Origin of the sequence: Nostoc sp. NOS(2021) (genome assembly GCF_017115025.1) — a bacterium.
In the GTDB taxonomy this organism is placed as follows: domain Bacteria; phylum Cyanobacteriota; class Cyanobacteriia; order Cyanobacteriales; family Nostocaceae; genus Nostoc.
In genome coordinates this window covers 25,212-45,924 of record NZ_JABXKM010000071.1, presented here as the reverse complement: position 1 = coordinate 45,924, position 20,713 = coordinate 25,212, and the positions used below count along the sequence as shown (strand labels likewise).

Annotated in this window: 16 protein-coding genes; 8 read left to right on the top strand and 8 right to left on the bottom strand. The window is 42.0% G+C overall.

What is annotated here, in order from left to right; all coding sequences use genetic code 11:
* The first annotated feature begins 135 nt into the window (after window positions 1–135).
* Window positions 136–897 carry a dienelactone hydrolase family protein gene (locus tag HWQ41_RS08610; protein WP_292761516.1) on the top strand — a complete coding sequence of 254 codons (762 nt, stop codon included), beginning with the start codon at window positions 136–138 and terminating at the stop codon, window positions 895–897.
* Window positions 898–1,146: 249 nt separating this feature from the next.
* Complete coding sequence (locus tag HWQ41_RS08605) at window positions 1,147–2,049, top strand: S1 RNA-binding domain-containing protein (protein WP_292761515.1); 903 nt, start codon at window positions 1,147–1,149, stop codon at window positions 2,047–2,049.
* Window positions 2,050–2,368: 319 nt separating this feature from the next.
* On the opposite strand, the gene HWQ41_RS08600 is transcribed toward HWQ41_RS08605, so the two are convergent.
* Complete coding sequence (locus HWQ41_RS08600) at window positions 2,369–2,557, bottom strand: hypothetical protein (RefSeq protein WP_292761514.1); 189 nt, start codon at window positions 2,555–2,557, stop codon at window positions 2,369–2,371.
* 130 nt (window positions 2,558–2,687) lie between these two features.
* Here HWQ41_RS08600 and HWQ41_RS08595 point away from each other — a divergent pair, with 130 nt between their 5' ends.
* The 3 genes from HWQ41_RS08595 (at window position 2,688) to HWQ41_RS08585 (ending at window position 5,797) form a co-directional block, all read left to right on the top strand.
* Window positions 2,688–3,065: a hypothetical protein gene (locus HWQ41_RS08595; protein ID WP_292761512.1), complete on the top strand. Its 378-nt coding sequence runs from the start codon at window positions 2,688–2,690 to the stop codon at window positions 3,063–3,065.
* A gap of 272 nt (window positions 3,066–3,337) precedes the next feature.
* Window positions 3,338–4,213: an SDR family oxidoreductase gene (locus HWQ41_RS08590; protein ID WP_292761510.1), complete on the top strand. Its 876-nt coding sequence runs from the start codon at window positions 3,338–3,340 to the stop codon at window positions 4,211–4,213.
* Between the two features lie 87 nt (window positions 4,214–4,300).
* Window positions 4,301–5,797, top strand: coding sequence for an HlyD family efflux transporter periplasmic adaptor subunit (locus tag HWQ41_RS08585; RefSeq protein WP_292761531.1), 1,497 nt, complete (start codon window positions 4,301–4,303; stop codon window positions 5,795–5,797).
* Window positions 5,798–5,976: 179 nt separating this feature from the next.
* Here HWQ41_RS08585 and HWQ41_RS08580 read toward each other — a convergent pair whose 3' ends face one another.
* Window positions 5,977–7,626: a S8 family peptidase gene (locus tag HWQ41_RS08580; protein ID WP_292761508.1), complete on the bottom strand. Its 1,650-nt coding sequence runs from the start codon at window positions 7,624–7,626 to the stop codon at window positions 5,977–5,979.
* Between the two features lie 786 nt (window positions 7,627–8,412).
* On the opposite strand from HWQ41_RS08580, the gene HWQ41_RS08575 reads away from it, so the two are divergent.
* Window positions 8,413–9,186: an SDR family oxidoreductase gene (locus tag HWQ41_RS08575; RefSeq protein WP_292761506.1), complete on the top strand. Its 774-nt coding sequence runs from the start codon at window positions 8,413–8,415 to the stop codon at window positions 9,184–9,186.
* Between the two features lie 504 nt (window positions 9,187–9,690).
* Here the strand turns inward: HWQ41_RS08575 and HWQ41_RS08570 are convergent.
* From HWQ41_RS08570 to HWQ41_RS08560, 3 genes are all read right to left on the bottom strand, one after another.
* Window positions 9,691–12,438, bottom strand: a complete 2,748-nt coding sequence (locus HWQ41_RS08570) for a peptidase domain-containing ABC transporter (protein WP_292761504.1) — start codon at window positions 12,436–12,438, stop codon at window positions 9,691–9,693.
* Window positions 12,387–13,169, bottom strand: a complete 783-nt coding sequence (locus tag HWQ41_RS08565) for a peptidylprolyl isomerase (protein WP_292761501.1) — start codon at window positions 13,167–13,169, stop codon at window positions 12,387–12,389. Before HWQ41_RS08565 ends, HWQ41_RS08570 begins: the two co-directional genes overlap by 52 nt.
* Window positions 13,170–13,532: 363 nt before the next feature.
* Window positions 13,533–14,354, bottom strand: coding sequence for a TIGR00297 family protein (locus HWQ41_RS08560; protein ID WP_292761498.1), 822 nt, complete (start codon window positions 14,352–14,354; stop codon window positions 13,533–13,535).
* Window positions 14,355–15,087: 733 nt separating this feature from the next.
* Here HWQ41_RS08560 and HWQ41_RS08555 point away from each other — a divergent pair.
* A complete protein-coding gene (locus HWQ41_RS08555; protein WP_292761496.1) occupies window positions 15,088–15,519 on the top strand; it encodes a VOC family protein in 432 nt (143 codons plus the stop codon).
* Between the two features lie 55 nt (window positions 15,520–15,574).
* Here HWQ41_RS08555 and HWQ41_RS08550 read toward each other — a convergent pair whose 3' ends face one another.
* Entirely contained in the window at window positions 15,575–16,210 is a 636-nt protein-coding gene (locus HWQ41_RS08550; protein WP_292761494.1) for a triacylglycerol lipase, read from the bottom strand.
* A gap of 599 nt (window positions 16,211–16,809) precedes the next feature.
* Here HWQ41_RS08550 and HWQ41_RS08545 point away from each other — a divergent pair.
* Entirely contained in the window at window positions 16,810–17,367 is a 558-nt protein-coding gene (locus HWQ41_RS08545; RefSeq protein ID WP_292761492.1) for a hypothetical protein, read from the top strand.
* A gap of 34 nt (window positions 17,368–17,401) precedes the next feature.
* Here the strand turns inward: HWQ41_RS08545 and HWQ41_RS08540 are convergent, their stop codons facing one another.
* Window positions 17,402–19,699: a VIT domain-containing protein gene (locus tag HWQ41_RS08540; protein ID WP_292761489.1), complete on the bottom strand. Its 2,298-nt coding sequence runs from the start codon at window positions 19,697–19,699 to the stop codon at window positions 17,402–17,404.
* A gap of 114 nt (window positions 19,700–19,813) precedes the next feature.
* Entirely contained in the window at window positions 19,814–20,704 is an 891-nt protein-coding gene (locus HWQ41_RS08535; RefSeq protein ID WP_292761486.1) for a DUF4351 domain-containing protein, read from the bottom strand.
* Window positions 20,705–20,713: the final 9 nt, after the last annotated feature.

Genomic DNA, 20,713 nt, shown 5'->3' with positions numbered 1-20,713 from the left:
GAAGTTTTTCTGGGAGAAATTTCTAATGCGTTCATTATTGGTAATTGATAATTTAATTGGAAATAACCTGGACATACTGGCATAGTTATATCAAATAAACACAAGGCTAATCATATAGCACTGGTAAAAATTATTATGACAGAGCAAGCAATAATTACCACAACGGTTAATCTTTTGCAAGATAATATTCAAGTGTCTGCAAATCTTGCAGAGCCAAAAGAATCTGGATCTTACCCAGGAATCGTGGTATTGCAGGAGATTTTTGGTGTCAACGTTCACATTCGGGAAGTTACAGAACGGATTGCTAAACAAGGATATGTAGCGATGTCTACGACGGGCGTAGCTGCGGCACCTGCACTTTTTCAAGGTATTGCTCCTGGCTTTGAAACCGGATACACACCCGAAGATATTGAAACGGGCAGAAGCTACGCCATGCAAACTCAAGCCTCAGAGTTATTGAGCGATATTCAATTGGCAATTGACTACCTCAAAAATCTGCCTCAAGTGAAAAAAGATGCTTTTGGCTGTATTGGTTTTTGCTTTGGCGGTCATGTCGCATATCTTGCAGCCACCTTGCCAGATATTAAAGCTACGGCTTCCTTCTGGTGTGCTGGAATTACCACCCGCACACCAGAAGGTGGCGCTCCTACTGTCACTCGTACCAGAGAAATCACAGGTACTCTTAATGCCTTCTTTGGCACAGAAGATGCTAGCATCCCAGGCGAACAAGTAGATGAAATTGAAGCAGAGTTAGAAAAATATAAAATTCCTCATCGTGTGTTTCGCTACGATGGAGCTGATCACGGATTTTTCTGTGACCATCGTGCCAGTTATAATCCTAAAGCTGCGGCTGATGCTTGGGAGCAAGTGAAACAACTCTTTAGTCAACTGAACTGAAGCATACACAGCCAAGTTAGTTATTTGTCATTTGTCATTAGTAATAACCACAACACTGTGTACAACTTTTACTCAAATCTAATCCCCAGACCCCTTCTATAGTAGGGAATGGCGAAAACTCACAGCCTCTCTCCTTTTAGAAGTGAGGTCAGAATATTAAGTTGTACATTGCGTAACTACAGACAAAGGACAAATAACAATTTAAACTTCAGTTGCACCATATCAAATAACAATTAATCTTCAAAAGTCATGAATTCCGAATCGAAACTTTCTCAAACAGCCAATTCGCCCTTTACAATGGACGATTTTGCCAAAGCACTAGAAAAACACGACTACCAGTTTCAAAAGGGACAGGTTGTACATGGCAAAGTGTTCCAACTTGACCATGATGGAGCTTATGTCGATATTGGTGGCAAGTCGTCAGCTTTTCTGCCGCGCGATGAGGCTTCTTTGAGAGCAGTTACCGATTTATCGGAGGTGCTGCCATTGCAAGAGGAAATGCAGTTTTTGATTATCCGAGATCAGGATGCAGAAGGTCAAGTTACCCTTTCTCGAAAGCAGTTGGAAATTCAGCACATCTGGGAAAGACTGACCGAAATGCAGGAAAATGCTCAGACTGTGCAAGTACGGGTTATGGGTGTGAATAAAGGTGGTGTCACCGTCGATATTCTCTCTTTGCGGGGATTTATTCCGCGATCGCACCTGGCCGAGCGTGATAATTTAGAAGCACTCAAAGGTCAAAATCTAACTGTGGGTTTTTTGGAAATTAATCGCAACACTAACAAACTCATCCTTTCCCAGCGTTTAGCAACTCGTTCTAGCAACTTCAGCTTGTTAGAAATAGGTCAGTTGGTGGAAGGTAAAGTTACTGGTATCAAACCTTTTGGTGTATTTGTCGATTTAAGTGGGATGGGTGCTTTGCTTCATATCAAGCAGGTAAGCCAAAAGTTCATTGAATCTCTAGAAAAGGTATTTAAAGTTGGTCAGCCAATTAAAGCTGTAATTATTGACTTGGATGAGGGTAAAGGGCGGGTTGCTCTTTCTACCAGAGTTTTGGAAAACTTCCCTGGCGAAGTGCTAGAGAATTTTGATGAGGTGATGGCTTCGGCTGAAGCGCGTGCCAATAGAGCTAATAACAAAGCATCTGAATAGTTTTGAGATGGCCTGCTTAGACAAAAAGATCGTAATCGACCACGGGGCGATCGCATGAATTTACGGGTGAATAACACCCAAAAGTTAATAACTCCTAGATTGGGTTACTACTCCCCCTGCATCAACAAAGATGTGGGGGATACTTTTTGGACAAAAGTCGAATTCAATAAGCAAAATGGCATTTGACTTACTCAAAAGGTCTGTTTGCTTTCTCATTTCGGTGTTTTCCGCAAGCAATCAAGCATATTGAGATAGCAATATGCTTGATTGCTGACTCATTTCAGTAATTCACACACTCGTGACAACTATCCCCTTGAGATTATTTTTCTCTATCTTTATCTAATGCTTCCTGGATTACACGACGGCAAAATTCTGGAGGATCATCCTTGGTAGATAGTTCTTCCTTCATAGTTTTTGTGACACGTAAGTTAAGACGCTCACTTAAAGGTTCTTCCCTCTCTGATTTAAATGGTTTTAAATTTTCTGGATGACCTTTAGGGTTAGGCATTTATGTAGAAATATAAATAAAATTTGAATCACTGGTAGGCAGCAGATTAAATTGTTTTTTAGTGGTTGCTACAACTTGCCGGAAGTACAACCACTAAATATCCAATTTCAAAAATGGACACTTCTATTTTATGTTCACGCGTTCCGAACTTGAAATCAAGACTATTAAAGAATTACGCGATTTGTGTCGTAGATACGGCATCAAACCAACTGGGAATGCAGGATACAAAACCTCGTACATCGTAACTCTGATGGCATTTCCATTTTTAGCACTACAACAAATGAAGCAAGGCAAAGGGTTAAAATTCCCTAACTTTAACGCTATTCAGATAATCAGTTCTGCTATAGAAGAGATGAATTCACCCACAGATGAGCAAGCAGCACTAATTCGGATAACTTTAGAGGGCAGGAAAATGAGCTATCCTGACCGATACGACCAGGAGAACCTGCTGAACTTGCACAAAGCTAAGATGTCGCTTGAACAAGCTATTGATTTGTTGAGCCAGTAAAACTAATTCGATTACCCTATCCCCCACTTTTATAAAGATATGGGGGATAATTTTTAGAGTATTAAGATAAATAAGGTGTGATCTATTGGCTAATAGAGACCTAACCCCCAACCTCTTCCCTACTAGCGTTGGGGAGTAAGATTCAAAGCCCTCTCCTTTTAGGAGAGAGGTTTGGAGAGAGGTCAAAGTGTATTGCATACAAACGAGCGTAGGCGTAGCCCGTCGTAGACATCGCTATATAAACGCTGTAACTATTCAATTTAGGTATTTATATGTTTTTGGTAACTGGAGCAACGGGAGGAATTGGTCGCAGAGTTGTGCGACTTCTACGGCAACGAGAACAGTCTGTGCGGGCATTTGTCCGCCTTACCTCGCGCTACAGCGAGTTAGAACACCGGGGTGCAGAAATCTTCATCGGTGACTTGCTAGAGGAAAAAGATATCCAGAAAGCTAGTCGGGGTGTCCAGTATATTATCAGCGCTCACGGTTCTGATAGCGATGCCCTATCTTTAGATTACCGCGCCAATATTGAACTCATTGACCAAGCAAAAGCCAATGGCGTAGAGCATTTTGTCTTCATTTCCGTATTAGGAGCCGATCGCGGATATGAAGACGCTCCTGTGTTCAAAGCCAAACGAGCAGTAGAGCGATATTTGGCAGCTAGTGGCTTAAATTACACTATTTTACGCCCAGCTGGATTAGCATCTAACTTGCTGCCACTAGTAGAACGATTTCGGGAAACGGGATTGTATCTGCTGATTGGCGATCGCAAAAACCGTACCTCAATTGTCAGTACCGATGATTTGGCAAAGATAGTGGTGGATTCTGTGACAGTTGAAGCCGCTCGTAACCAGATTTTACCAGTGGGAGGGCCGGAGATTTTATTACGAGAAGATATTCCCCGGATTTTTGGTCGGATCTTCACCAAAGAACCAGTAATAATTAACTCACCACTATTTGTCATTGATGGGTTACAGAGTGGATTAGGTTTATTTAATCCCCAAATCCAAAAAGCTTTGGGAACTTATCGCACATTGCTAGCAAATGAATTTTTCTGTACAAAAGATGAAATTGCCAATTTAGAGGCGATTTTTAACTTCCAGTTGGAGACATTAGAAAACTTTTTGCGGCGCTACTTAGCAGTTTGAATTAAACATAAGTCATTAGTCATTTGTCATTAGTGAATCATAAAGGACAAATGACTAATGACAAATGACAACGGACAAAGGACAAAAATGAAATCTTCCCTAGCTGCAAATGCTGCTCAAGCACGTCAGACAAAAGAGCGATTCGCCCAACCAGAGGAACAACTCACCTATGAATTGGGGAAGGCAGTACAGGAATTACCACCCCTGTACACTAGATTATTAGCGGGAACGATGAGCGTCATCGTATTTGGGGCGATCGCTTGGGCGTACTTCTCGCAAATAGATGAAGTAGCAACAGCACCAGGGGAATTAATTGCTTCCACACAAGTAAGACCGGTGACATCCTTGGGTGGGGGGTCAATTGTCGCCGTCAAAGTGCAAGAAGGTGAGCGCGTTACTAAAGGTGAAATTCTGATTCAAAAAGATCCAGACTTACAAATAAGCGATGTTTCCCGCCTAGCCAAATCTACTAGATTGATTCAGGACGATTTACAACGTTTGGATGCAGAACGCACCGGAGGCAAAACTACTGGGACAAAAGTGCAAGATGAACTTTTAAACTCCCGCCTGCAAGACTTCCAAGCTCGTCAAGCAGCGGCGGAAGCAGAAGCAAATCGCCAAATAGCACTCATCAATCAGGCCAAAGTCCGCTTGACTCGGTTGCAAGACAACTTAGTTAATGCCAAAAGCAGCGTTGGGAATGCCAAAACCAACCTTGTCAACGCAGATAGCATCCGAATCAAAATTGAAAGTAATTTGGCACTTGCACAAGAAAGGGAAAAAAGCCTACACACCCTAATTACTCCTGGCGCTGTACCTCGTGTGGATTACTTGGATGCCCAAGAAAAATTAACTCGTGCAAAGACAGAAATCACTAGATCACAAGATGAAGTGACTAACGCCCAGAATAAAATCACAGAGGCTCAAGATAAAGTCACATCATTAGAAAAAGATATTTCTGCCCAAGTCCAAGAAATTCACCAAGCAGAACAAGCTTACAACGGTGCACGCAGTCAGGCCCAGCGTGTAGCATCAGAACGCCAAAGTGAAATTTTGACCCAGTTCAACAAGCGTAAAGAAGAACTGACAACTGTTCAAGGTCAATTAGAGCAAGCGAGAAAGCAGCAAGCTTTGGAAACCATCGAGGCTCCCGTTGCTGGTACGATTTACAGAGTTAAAGCCACCAAGGGGCCAGTACAATCGGGTGAAGAATTGCTGTCTATTTTGCCGGAAGGGGAAGAAATGCTTCTAGAAGTGAAAGTTCTTAACCGCGATATTGGGTTTATTCGTCAAGGAATGAAGGCAAAAGTGAAAATGGCGACTTTCCCCTTCCAGGAATTTGGCGTTGTGGAAGGCGAAGTCATGCAAGTCAGTCCGAATGCAATTGTTGATAAAGAATTAGGCTTAGTTTTTCCGACAAGAATTAAGCTAAGTAAACACTCCGTGAACGTGCGGGGTCAAGAAGTAGAATTTACACCAGGGATGACTGCTACAGGTGAAATTGTCACTCGTAAAAAGTCAATTTTGACATTCATCACTGAGCCTGTGACACGGCGGTTCAACGAGGCATTCTCGGTTAGGTAGCTTTGTAGCTTCTCCTGTTTTTATAACCATTTCAAAAGCGATGCCTGTGGGGGGCTACGGCTACGCATCTCACAACCCACACCTAAAACGTAAGGGTTTAGCATTGCTAAACCCCTACATTCATTCACGATAGATCAGCGATCGCTCTACAGCTACAGTGGTTTTATATTTAATTCAACTCACCTACTTAGTAGTTTTCCAAAATCAAGATTATTTTCATCTTCATTATCATCATTGCTATCCACATTGATGCTGCCCAGAATCTTGTCATAGTTTTGGAATTGCGACCATAATTCGGGATTGGCTAATCCGTTATTATCTTCGGCTGGTGTCAGATATTTTGTCGTTTCTGCGCTCGTCTGACCTGTTAGAGAATTGACATCATAATTATTAAAACTAGCAATAGTCTCTGGTGTCAGATATTTTGCCGTTTCTCTAATCGTCTGACCGCTCAGAGAACCAAAATTGGAACCATTAAAACTAGAAATTGTCTGTGATGTGAGATAATTTGTGGTTTGTGCGTTGATGCGTAGTAGGTTGTCGTCAGACATCGCCTGCCTTGCCAGAGAACTGACATTAGAAAGATTAAAACTAGAGCTTGTAGTTTGTGTATTATTTCCGGCGGTGTCTGCAATCACCTGACTCGCTAGAGAACTGACATTAGAAATATTCAAACTAGAGCTTGTAGTTTGTGTACTATTTCCGGCAGTGTCTGCGACAATCTCACGGACTTGGGCATCAGTCAGCTTGGAGTTAGCACTAAGCATCAGGGCAACTACACCAGCAACGTGGGGAGCAGCCATCGACGTACCGCTATAAATAGCATACTGGTTATTTGGAACTGAGGAGTAGACGTTGACTCCTGGGGCTGTGACGTAGGAAATTTGATTCGTTCCAGAGCGGTTAGAGAAGTCAGCTAGATTATTATTCTTATCTACTGCTCCAACGGCAATTCCCGATTTGGATGCATAGCGGGCGGGATAGTCTGGTGAAGAGCCACCATCATTACCTGCTGCCATGACGACAATCACTCCTTTGCTGCTGGCATAGTTAATGGCTGACTCTAGAGTACTATTAGAATAATTACCTCCTAAACTGAGGTTAATCACGTTAGCTCCATTGTCCACAGCATAATGAATGCCCTTAGCGATGGAAGTGTAGGAACCGGAGCCAGAGTCATCTAAAACTTTGACGGGCATAATCTTGGCATCATAAGCAATACCAGTGACACCGTAGTTATTATTTTCTCCTGCGATCGTCCCAGAAACATGAGTGCCATGACCGTTGTCATCTAGGACATTATTATTATTGTCAACAAAGTTCCAGCCGTGGATATCATCAACATAGCCATTGCCATCATCATCTTTACCATTGCCAGCAATTTCCTTGGGATTAGTCCAGATATTATCCTTTAAATCTTCGTGGTTGTAGTCAACTCCAGTATCTACAACAGCAACAACAACGCCTTTACCTGTGTATCCGTGTGCCCAAGCTTCCGGTGCTTTAATAAGGTCTGCTCCCCAATTATTGCCACCAAGGTCAGGAACATCAGCAAAGGTATTTTGACCAGCAGCTTTAGCCACTGCTGCTGCTGCATTAATTAAGCCATAGCCATTGGTGGAATTATAATTCCCAGTGCTAAAAGCATTAGCAGTAGTGTTACTGGTATTTTGCAACTGCACATCAGAATCGGCTGAGTTGTAGCTACTACGTCCGTTGAGGTTGAGGCTATAGTCATTCTTCGTATTAAAGGTATCTAATGAAGAGATTGAAGAGACATTTAGCTGTTTATTTGACAACAGATTGTGATTAACATCATCACGGAGCATAAGTATTTTTTCTCAAAGATATCAATCGTTTTTTGACAGTTTGAAGCGTTAAAACCTTTACAATAAAAAGATTTTAAGGTGTGAATAAGCTCCATTCTCAACAATTACTATAAAAATTCATAACAAAATGCTAATTCTACTACTAAAAATCAGAATTAATAGTGGAATTATTATTAACATAATAATTGACAAAATAAATATTAAATTGGTAATGTGTAAGTATAAAATGTGGAATAAAAATTAATTCCGTTATGCTTCTAAACTTAGAAGTTCCATAGGTTTTTAACATTACCTTAGAGGATGTTTTAAAAGTCGCAAAGTATACTATAAATCCCTCTCTCCCACTCCTAAGAGGCTTTGAAACCCCCATTACCTCATAGGGAAGGAGGGCTAGAGCGAAGCCTTTGAAATCTACCGTCAACCCAAGGTTGTCGAACGCGCTATCAACCGGCTCAAGCAATTTCGGCGTATTGATACTCAGTATTAAAAACTGGCTGTAAATTATAGAGCTATGATTACGATCGCCTCCATCATATTGTGGTTATAGTTTGAAAACACGCCCTAAGGGGGTTAGATTTGGGAGGTTTTGCTGTTAGCAACAATACTTTTCAAACATCCTCTTAGATGTGTCACAGCAGTAGGGTGCGTTAACTCCGTTAACGCACCTATTTTTATACGTTAAAAAGTAAGGATTGAGGTCAGTGGTAGTTGACAGAAGTAACATCATGGGAGAGCATCAGTTGTTAGCTCAACCTAATACTATAAAAACTTTACTGAGAGGAAATTATGGCAGGTAAATTTGATGGCAAAGTGTCACTTGTAACAGGTGGGACTTCAGGCATTGGTCGGGCTACTGCGATCGCCTTTGCTAACGAAAGCGCAAAGGTAGTCTTGACAGGTCGCCGAGAGGAAGAAGGACAAAACGTCGTTGACATTATTAAACAAACAGGCGGTGAAGCAACTTTTTTCCGAGCCGATGTCTCGCAGGAAGAGGATATTAAGAGAACCATTCAAAAGACAATTGAGACTTATGGAAGACTCGATTACGCTTTTAACAATGCAGGAATTGATTCATCGATAACTCCACTGCACGAGCAACCGCTTGATAAATTTGATCAACTGATGGCAATCAACGTTCGCGGCGTGTTTCTATCAATGAAGTACGAAATCATTCAAATGCTTCAACAGGGAAGTGGCGTAATCGTCAACACCTCATCCATCGCCGGACTGATAGCTTTTCCGGGTCTTGCTCCGTACCATGCTAGTAAACATGCTGTCATGGGCTTAACCAAATCTGCGGCGCTGGATTATGCTAAACAGGGCATTCGGATTAATGCCGTCAATCCTGGCTTCATTACTACTGCTATGATTGAGCGTTTAGCAGCTAACTCAGGAGAAGATGCCGATGCTGCCACACAACAACTAGCAAATTCTGTTCCAATGGGACGCATGGGCAGTTCAGAAGAAATTGCGTCTACAGTATTGTTCCTGTGTTCTGACGCAGCTGCTTACATAACGGGCCAGTCTTTGGTTGTGGATGGCGGTTTATTAGCGACCTGAGTCAATTACGCGCTTAACAACCTGAATCCTGACGTTAAAAATAATTATTCCCAGTAGATCACGGCGGAAATAAAGCTACCATTCAAAAGAGCCAGAAAGCGCAAAATAAAAGCCTTTTGATTTTTGCGTAGCGGTACTAGTACAGTTCGAGTGGTGCAAGAAAAAAAAGCAAATACCTGATTCCAAAACATTGCGATCGCAAAATTTATCATAAATCAAAGGGTTTAAGACCCCAACAATACAGGTAGCGCGGAGTCGGAGCCACTCCGCCTCCGCGAAGTTACCCTGCGGGATCTTGCTACAGTCGGGGTTTAAATAAGAGTCTGAAAATGTCTTTAATTTTGAATTTTGAATTTTGAATTTTGAATTGTTATCATGCTGTTGTATGACAACTTTGTAACCAAACTCAAATGACGAATGGTGTATAACTCCATTCGCCAAAGACTATCCTTAAGCCACTCTCCAGATATCAAGTAGGCACAACCTAAAAGCTAGTTAAATCTACTAAATGTTTGCTTGCTGCCGTTGATATAGTGACCAATATAAACCCTTTTGTTGCAACAACTCTGAGTGAGTACCACGTTCGGCAATCACACCTTGCTCCAATACCAAAATCAAATCAGCACGTTTAAGAGGAGCAAAGCGGTGAGCAATCAAGAAGACGGTACGGTTAGCAGAAATTTTTTGCAGGTTTTGCAATACTTGTTGTTCAGTTTCACTATCCAAAGCGCTGGTAGCTTCATCCAAAACTAAAATCGGCGCTTGGGAAAGAAATAGCCTTGCTAGGGCAATACGTTGTCTTTGTCCGCCAGATAAAGCTGTACCGCGTTCACCAACATTAGTTTCGTAACCGTAGGGTAATTGACTGATGAAGTCGTGTGCTACTGCTAATCTTGCCGCCTCTACTACTTGCTCTGCGGTAATGTCGGGAGTACCGAGAGTGATATTTTCCAAAATGGAACCGTTAAATAAAAAGTCTTCTTGCAGAACTACACTAACTTGTTGCCGCAGTGAGGCTAAATCGGCACTTTTAATGTCAAAACCATCAATAAGGATGCGTCCTGATTCAATTTGATAGAGGCGTTGCAATAACTTAGACAGGGTACTTTTACCAGAACCACTACGTCCGACAATGCCAACAAATTGCCCTGGTTCGGCATTGAAAGATATTCCCCGCAGAATTGCTTCAAAGTTCGGCCGGTAGCGGAAAAATACTTGCTCGAAGGTGACTTGACCTTTCAGGGGTGGTAAAACTAGGCCAGTTCCCAATTCAGCTTCTGGAGAGACGTTGAGAATATCACCAATGCGATCTACAGAAAGTAGCACTTGTTGCAGGTTTTGCCACAACTGTACTAGGCGCAAAAGTGGGCCTGTGACTCTACCAGACAACATTTGAAACGCAACTAGCTGTCCGATTGTGAGCTTTTGTTCGATGACTAACTTGGCTCCAAACCAGAGAATCAGCATGGTGGAAAAATTGGTGAGAAAATCACCAATGTTGCTGCTGATATTGGAGGTAGTAGAGGCTTTAAAACCTGTGCGAATGAAGCGAGCAAATAAGCCTTCCCAGCGATCGCGGGCTACTGGTTCTGCTGCATGGGCTTTAACGGAGTGAATCCCGGTGATTGTCTCCACTAGAAACGATTGACTATCGGCACTCCGGTTAAAGGTTTCGTTGAGCCAGTTACGCAGAATTGGTGTTGCAACTATCGTCAATGTGGCAAATAGCGGCAGTACTGCTAAGGCGACAAAAGTGAGTGGGACGTTATAGTAAAACATCAATGCCAGGTACACCACAGCAAAGATGCTATCTAGAATGACAGTTAATGCTGTACCTGTGAGAAACTGACGAATTTGTTCGAGTTCCTGGACTCGTGCTATTGTGTCTCCGACGCGCCGCGACTCAAAATAAGCCAAAGGCAGACGCATTAGATGGCGAAATAGCTGTGCTGATAAACTCAAATCCAAGCGGCGAGCGGTATGGGTAAAGATGAATAGGCGCAGAATGCCCAGTATAGACTCAAATATGGCTACACACAAAAGTGCGATCGCCATCACATCGAGAGTCGGCAAACTCCCCTGCACCATCACTTTATCAATGACGACTTGCGTAATTAGCGGTGTTGTTAACCCCAAAAGCTGCAAGGTAAAAGATGCCAACAATACTTCTGTGAGCAATCCCTTATACTTCCAAACTGCTGGGGTGAACCAACTGAGGTTAAATTTTTCTTGCTGGGAGATCAGTTCTACTTGCCACAATTGTCCATCCCAAGAAGCCTCAACTATCGACTGCGGCAAGCTTTCACAAGTCCGTTCGGGATTTAGAGGGTTAGCGATAATTAAGCGATCGCCCTTAACTCCATAGGCTACCACCCAAGATGGACTCTGGGGTGAGTCAGAATTCCACAGCAGTAAAGCTGGAAATGACAGCTGTCGCAACTCACCCCAACTCACTTGTAACCGCCGCAACACTAACCCTAACTTTTCTGCTGCTTCCACAACCTGTTTTGGGCGTTGTCCTCTGAGTTGACGCTGCACCCATTCCAGTTGCACAGAATTTTCTAACTGTTGCGCCACCATTGTTAAACAGGCAGCAGCGGTGTTCCAGCTAGCAACAAACGGATAATTTGAGATGATCAGATTGGCGGTTGGGAGTCCTCTTTGGGGTTGGAGGCTGTGGGGGCTGGAAGTTCCCTCCGAGGCTGGCGGTAGTGAAGGAGTGGAAGAGAAGGAAAATGTCTCCCTTTCTCTCTCCATGTCCATTGGTAACACTTGCCAGAACTCCTGAATTTGTGGGTGAGAAAATTCTGCCCACAGCGCTGTATCCCAACACACTAATATCACTTCTTTACTAGCAGCTACAGCTTTAAAATCCGCAGACAGCTTTTGTAAGTCACCAAACCAATCCCCCACATCTAGGGCGGCTATTGGTTTGCCAATGCCTTCTTGAGACAGCGTGTTGGGCGGCTTTGCCGACTTGTTGCGACTGTCTTCTCGCAAACGGACTTTCCCAGCCACAATCAAGAATTGATAGCCGTTGACATCGTTTGACCAGATTTTTTCTCCAAGACGATACTGACGAGTTTGGGACTCATTTTGCAATTTGGATTGTTGTTCGGGAGTTAGCCAACATAGCGGTGGTTGATTCCAAGGCAAAGAAGCTAGCACTTTTAATCGTAAAGATTCATTATCCAGAATTTTTAACTCACTTGTAACTTGACTGTCAGTTTTTGAATTTTCTCTGCTAGCCATTTCTCAAACAACTCATTTTGTAGTGCTTGCTTTAGTTGAGTATCTTCTAAAGACGCTGGCAGAAATTGTTCTACTCGAAACAAACCATAAGGTCCTTCTCCTTGGGGAGAGTCTTTGCCAACGATTTCTATTGGTCCTAACAATTGTCCAGGACTCGCCACATCAATAGTTGCCCGTAATATATCCGGCATACTTCCTCGGCTGACGATTCCCATCATGCCGTTCACAATTCGGTCATCTGAAAGTGAATACTCTTTAGCTAGTTGCTCAAAACTACCTCCTTCTTCAATTTGGGTTTGGAGTTCGTCTGCCAATTCTCGATTATCAACAACAATCCGGGAAAGTACTACCCGATCCAAAAAAATTTTGCGTTCAATAAAATATTCTTGGAGTTTTGGTTCCGTTACTACAGCTTTCAGCTTTTCTAACTTGTAACCAAAAGTAACCGATGTGTGAAAGCTAGCGTAATCTGTGTTATTAGTCTTTAACCACTCTTGAAAACTTTGAGGGTCAGTCAGTTGATTTTTCAGCCTAAAGTCAATAATTGCCTGTTCAGTTATTGCTGTACCAATCTCAATATCGCCTCGTGTTCGGATTTCTGACTCAATTACGTACTGGCGGAGAATATCCCCAATGAACTGTCCCAATTTTCCAGAGGCTTGCAGGTACTTTACTGCTGACTCAATAGAAATTATTTGGTCATTAATTGTCAAAAACGATAAAGATTCCATGAACTAATTATGTGAAAATGGTTAAACACTTATAGGACTTTTAAATCATATAGAAATCATCTGGTCGTTGATGGATAAATATGATAAAGATTCCATGAACTAATTACATCTAAATGGTCAAAAAATTATATAGCTACTAAATAAAATAATTTTCCCTAATCACTTTTACGGTCTAGTGGGGACAAAACAGGATTGAAAATCTCAGAGGTAGCGCAGTAGTAAGGCAGGTTGCCTATTTTCTGCCAAGACCCCTGAGGAATGCTGAGTATTGAGTAGCAAACTTTACTTTTTTACTCAGTACTCGTCAACTGTTTTGCCTTTGCCAATGCCCCACCTAAACGAGTAATTGTTTATTCTCCCGATCTACTTAATGATACTTATCCATGTCCAGGCAAGTAGCACAGCCGCGATCGCACCGATTAATGTATTGAAAATATTTACTACTTCATTGGTCAGCCAGGTATACTTAGATTGCAGTGTTGCCCCAATCACACTTTCTAAGTTAGTGGCAATAAATGCTGCCAACACACACCAACCTACTCCCAATAGATCAATTAAACCAACTCCCCAACCAACAGATGCGATCGCTACAGAAGCCACGATACCAGCTAAAGTTCCCTCCAAGCTTATCGCCCCTTCTGTACCGCGAGGCACTGGTTGGAGTGTGGTAATTAGAAAGGTGCTTTTACCATAAGCTTTACCAACTTCGCTAGCAGTGGTGTCAGCCAGCTTGGTACTGAAACTCGCTACATAGCCTAACAATAATAGGGACTGGAGACTTGTACTGAGCGTTGCGGAAGTATTGGGGACTAGGGATTGGGAACTAGGTACAAGAAATCCCGAATTGATCAACCCTACGCCCAAGGCACACAGCGCCCCAGTCAAAGCCGAACCCCAAACATTCTCTGGGCCCCTTGCCCCAGAACGCTTTTCGGCAATTCCTTCTGCTTCCTTCTGTGCCATACCAATGCGGGTAACGCCAGAACCAACCAGAAAATAGAACATTACTACTGCATATCCTTGCCAGCCTAGAGTTACCCAAATTAGGATGGACAGGAACCAAGCGTGGAATAATCCAGCAGGAGTAAGCAGCTTTTTCGGAGCAATCCAAGCTAAACCCAATAAAATTGTGTTTAATCCTACTGCTACCAACCAGGGATTTACAGAATTAATTAAGGATGACATCAGCAATTAATCATGAGTAATTTTGTCTGAATATCAACAGAATAACGAATTTGTGATAAGTAAGTCGGCGTTAAAAAATCAACTTATGTAACGAAGTGTAAAGTCATCAAAGAGCTTATAAATGAATCGTTTCAGGGTTTTTACAAAACTCAACATACCTTGATTTTATCGTGCCTACTTACTTACTTAATACTTAATCTCTGACACCTCCCCAGCTAAAGTAATATGTTTGTATTATTAACTGAATAGCGTAGGCGTAGACTTGAAAGCTGAGTGTAAAACTACAAAGAATATCTTAGATATACACTGCAATACTGACTAAAGAACGTGGATTAAACAAAATGCAAAACTTCTGTTTAGTTGGGTGGATTCTTCAAGTGCGTAACGCATCCAAAGCACTTTCATCGGGTGCATTAAGTTCCCAACACACCCTAATAAAGTTGTAAATTATCAAATCTACGTTCCTAAGCGTCTGCCAATACAAACCTAAATTAGTATAGCTACACAAGATAAAGCAGTCACCTAAAAAATTAAGTGTAAATTATGTAGATGCAGCGCGAAGCCCGTAGCCGCAGGGTGCGGCGGCTGAAGTGTTACTCAGTCCCGAATCTTAGTCATAACGATAAAGGATATAAGTTAATGTCAATTAAAACTGTGTTCAAGTTGACCACAATCAAGACTTAACAGCATAAATTGTAGATAGCATCAACTACTAGTCTTTTCCACACAAGCTATGAGCCAAACTTTATTCCATCTAGCTTTCCCTGTGACTGACATTGCCCAAACAAAAGCATATTACGTGGATGGCTTGGGCTGCATTCCTGGTCGTGAAAATCATCACGCCCTGATTCTCAATCTCTACGGTCATCAATTAGTGGCTCACGTCACCAAAGAACCATTGATACCGCAAAACACTATCTATCCCAGACACTTTGGGCTAGTTTTTACCCAAGAACGTGACTGGCAAGACTTACTAGAAAGGGCACAACAACAACAGCTACTTTTTCGCGAAGAAACCAAAAATCGCTTTGTTGGTTCTCCTCTTGAACATCGCACTTTCTTTTTAGAAGATCCCTTTTATAACCTCATGGAGTTCAAGTATTATCGTCACCCAGAGGCGATTTTTGGGAGTTACGAACATACACAAATTGGAGATAGAACTTAAGAAATTCGTAATTCGTAATTAAAGATGAATAAATCAAGCGTGGCAAGCATCCTGGCTACTGAGTGGATTTTTTCTTCAGCAAGGGTAGCTTAATAGGCTTTGCTAAAGCTGCTGTGACTACTGCTAAACTCCTGGGGTCTGTCAGCATCCAAGGGTGTAGAGGAACTGGTACTATTACTTCGCTTCCTACGGAGATTTGTGAACTATTCGCTGGGACAATCATCAAATCATAAGGTGTCCAGATAGACGTAAAATCTAGCTGCCCCAATATTACAGCATCAGAATTTAAATCCTTGAGAAAAATGCTGTCGGGGCGCATTTGTAAGCAACCAGGACGGCGGGAACCATAAGCAACCACAGTTCCATTATGGGGCGAAGAGATCGTGATAAACCTCTGCACGCGGTTAATTCCTCCCAGTCGCTGGATATAGTAACGGCTGACAATTCCTCCCATACTGAAGCCTACTAAATCTAGGCGTTGTTCTGATGCAAAGGTAGCTGTAACATAATCGGATACCTGCTTTGCCAATTCATCAAGACCCACATCAGCATTATTTGGCACTAAATTCAGGGTATGTACAGACAAACCTCGTTGTATTAGGTATGCCCTCATTTTATGGAAAACTGCCTCTGTGTCGTCAATCCCGTGTATTAACAAAACGGGATTGCGTTGTTTATTTTCAATGTTCATTTACAGAATCTGGCTGAATTAAGGGGTGTATTTCACTTTTGTAGATACAAACTGAAGCTGTTGCTTTTGGGATTCTTAGGACTTACGCAAAAGTACACACTGTAGGGGCAATTCATGAATTGCCCCTACCTGAAAATAAGGGTTTCGGCTATTGTTTACGTAAGTCCTGATTCTTTAAAAGATATTTTTGCAAAACTGAAATGCTGACAAAGATAGTATGTATAAAATCTAACTAATTCATCTCGCCGTCTGCCAATAGGCTATGACACTCCTCCCACTGGTTGAGAGTAAACTGCTTGCTTAATTTCAATTAAATATTTACTAAACAAAGAAATGTTAATTATTGTAAAGCTTGCTTTCAGAGTCTTGCTCTTAGTTACAGTAAAATTTAATAATTAGTTCTCGGTGTATTCAGGTTGCAAATGCTTGCAATAGAACATTTGTCCTGTAGTTTTACTACAATGTTAATTAAGCACAAACCTATAAGGGTTGTCACCAGAACGGGGTGACGCAAAGTAGAAAATGTAACATTTTGTCGTAATTTTTAACAATTACGGCCGAGTTCCAAATATAAAAGGTAAAAGGCAGGAGTAATTGTAATGGATTTTATCAAAAAGTTAATTTCGGGTATTCAGGGTTTTTTTGGCGCTATTCTAGGTTTTGTTACCGGACTGTTACCAGGGAAGAAGAAAAGCAACGGCTACTTCTTAGAATTGGACGAAGCCAAAGATGCTGCAAAAGATGCTGCTAAAGAGGTAGCATCGAACGCGAAGAAAGTAGCAGAGACAGTTACATCGACAGTTGCATCGAATGCTAAGAAAGTAGCAGAGACAATTACATCAGAAGCACCAACTCCATCTAAATCAGATTCGTTGAATGGAACAAAAACCGCTGCTACTAAGGCTAAGGAAAAATCAGCTAAAAATCCCAAACCAGCCGACGTTCAACTAGTCCAGACTGCTGAGGGTCTTAAAGTTGAACCGGGCAAAAATGCAAAAGCCGCAGCAGCCAAAGTACTCAAAGAGCAGCCAACTGAAACAACCTTTGCGCCAAAATATCTTGCTCCTTCGACTACTAGCTCTAATGGTCGTCGCCGTCCAGGCGCGAATATGAGTGCTTACCTAGACATGGCACGTCAGGTTAAAAAGCCTAAGTAATTGATAGAGACCGTAAATTTATGGTTTCTAGAAGTTAAACGTGAACATGCAAGGTTAAGATAACTTTGCCAGTTGTAGATGGGGGAACTCTCCAAAGAAGGAGCGATCGCTTAATTTTCTCCACTACAACTGCATCTTTTAGGGTAGAGGCTTTTTCATCCAAAACTACCCGTTCTACCCGACCTTTGTTGACGGTGAACTCAAAGACGATTTCACCATTGAAGCCGGAAGGAAAGTTTAGTTGTTGAAGGTGTTGGGTTAGGTTAGCAATTTCTGTTTCATCCAAGCCAGTAGCGCTGATCACCTCTAACTGATGCTTGATGCCTGCGTCTGATATTTCATCTTGTTCCATCTCCTGGAAATCAAAGCTCAAAGAGATATCGACTTCTTTGGCTACTGGAGATTGTGGCGATCGCCTTTGCTTGAGAAAATCTGGAGCTACTCCTGAAGCTAGCGCTGATGGCATTGAGAGTGATATTTTACGCGCAGCCGAAGCTTTGCCAAACCTAACTGCTTCTGGCATTTCGACTGGCATTTGCATAGACACGTATTCGCTTCCTGGTTCAACCCGCACGTCATCGCTGACAGCCACAAAAGCGGTGTATTGAGAAAGCAATTGATAAGTTAAGGCGGTTTCTGTAACTGCTTCTACACCAGCTTTGGTTTCAAAGCTCACCATTTGATTCATCAAATCTTTGATGCAAGCGCGTCCCCATAACTGCGCTACAGCAAGATTTCCTGTTTCCTCAAATATGAGGTGAAACGTTTTTTCGTAGTGCTTACCGCCCGCAGCAATGCCGGAAATTTGCAGATTACCGCCGGCTCTATCCTGTTTGCGACCAAACAAAACTAATGGTTGTTCGCTGAATAAATCAGGCGCTATGGCTGGGTAAATAACAGGCGATTCTGTCTCACCCTGCCAAGAGATTTGAATATTCGTGAGTACAGGATTGTTGATTTGCCTGTAAAATTTTTCGGCAACTTCTTCTGTGGGTTCATCATGACGAATAATTCGGGATATTCCCCGGCCAATTTCGGCGATGCGATTCAGTAAAAAACGGTTAACTGAACTACCAGCACCGAAACTGTAAAGGCGATTTCCTGGTTGCAGATGCTGTTGTACTTCTGCCAAAATCTCGTTTTCGTTGCCGATATATCCATCAGTTAAGAGTACAACACTGCGTAATCTTCCGACTGGTGTAGGGAAATTTATGGCTGTACGAATGCCACTGAGCATTTCTGTACTGCCATCAGCTTGTAAGTTGTTAATGTAAGCGATCGCTTGGGCACGATTTTCTGATGTATTCGGCAGAGGTGTTGGTGATAACTGTCTGACTCTATCGGAAAAATCGATAATTGTGAAAGTATCGTGGGGATTCAACCCATTGATAAATCGCCGCATCAATTCCTGACACTTTTGCAACGGATCGCCAGATTGCGAACCAGAAGTATCCACCAAAAATACAACATCTTTAGGGACAATCTCATCAGTGGAATATTCCAAAGCGGGAATCAGATATATTGCAAAATGTCCGCCGCGATCGTCGGCTTGGGTTAATACTGTGGATTGAGTTTCTTTACCAGAAACTTGATAGCGGAGAATTAAATCTTTGTTGGGAATTGTATCTTCTCCGGCTAATTGAATCCGCACAATTTGACCTGAATGTTCAATTTTTAATTGATGGGAAGGAGAACGCACTTCAGAAATTGGTAAACCTGCATCAATTTCGACTGTGACATTAATATCGTGACGCCTACGCGTTCCTTCCAACACTACAGGCGGTGTAATGCGGGAAGCATCAGGAACTCGGTCTGTGTCACCGCTACCATCTATCGGCGTTCCTGGGATATATCTTGGCCCCACCACCATCGGGAAAACAAATTCGTAGTTTCCCGCCTCAAATTTTAAACTTTCGGTATAACGAATTGTGACATCAATTTGTTCACCAGGTTTGATGTTAGCCAGAGATTGGGTAAAGATATTGTCTCGTTGCTGTTCTAGAAGTCCGGCGGTGCGTCCTTCTTGTTTTGCCTTTTCGTAGATTTGTTGCGCTTCTTCACGTTTTTTAATATTACCTTTGATAATGCGATCGCCTATTTTGATTTCCATGTCATCCACCGCCGCCTCATCAGGTAACGGAAAGATATAGACTGCTTCTAAAGGCTGCGTGAAGGGATTTTCAAAGCTTTGAATCACCTCAACTCGTGACAAGTTACCTGCAATTTTTGCTATAACTTCCGTATGCTTGAGCGGAAAAACTAGCTGCTCTCCTTGAGGAGATTGAACGTACAAACCCCCTAACTGTTGGTTTTTAGCACTTACTGCATTCATAGATTTGATAGCTTGCTTTGTGTGGAATATAAACCTAGACTAACCATGCTTAGATTTTTTCAAAAATCAAATCGGATTGCTATAAATTAATTAATCTACTGATGATAATTTATTTTACTGTTGGTTTAACCAAGTTTCTAAATCAGCAACACTAGAAAAGTCTAGTAATGCTTCTCCTAGATTCTCTAATTTTTCAATCGATAATCCTTTAATTCGCTCGATTAATGATGCATTAATTTCTCCAATACGGCGATTGAGTTGACGTATAATTAAACGTTGTTCTCCTTGTTTATTTCCTTCCTGTATAGCTTGTTCTCTATCTCTTTGATAAAGTGGTTCTAGTCGCATAATTAACTCCCTATCATCTTCTTCTAATTCTTGATTTACTCTCAAGTTTTCGCGCAAGTTGTAAACTAATTCGAGTGTTGCTTTTTGGTATGGATAATTTAATGGTAACGCTTGCAACTCGACAATCGCTTGTGACTGCACACTTCCCCTTCCCAAAAGCCTCAACCATAACGTCTCCGGTGCTTGCGGTAGTTGGTGTATCGCTACAATTGCTGTCCGCAAGGCATCTGGCAGAAAATATACTCCCGATAACCAACCTTCTTTTTGAATAGTTCCAAAGCTAGACAATCTAGTTTCAGATACGGTAGGTGTAAGAACCCACAACTTGGGAATTTCGGACTCCTGAAGTTTGGTTTTATTTGCTTTAGCTTCTCGTCGCACGAGAGCCTTGATTTCTAATAATTTTAAAATACAGTCGCATATTTCATCGGTAGAAGCTGGATTGCGAAATGGTTCTAATATTGCAGGATATTCAGCAAATTTTCCTAGCAATCCTAGCACTTGTAAATTAGAGTTTTGCTGTTTAAAAGGAGTGAATAAAACATCTATTTCTTTAATCTCTCCTGAAACTTTTTCCGACGGATTGACTTCTCCGTAATCTTTTAGTAATTCTTCCAGATAGTCCTTGGCGAATTTGTCATGTATAAAGCGCGTCATCTTATACTT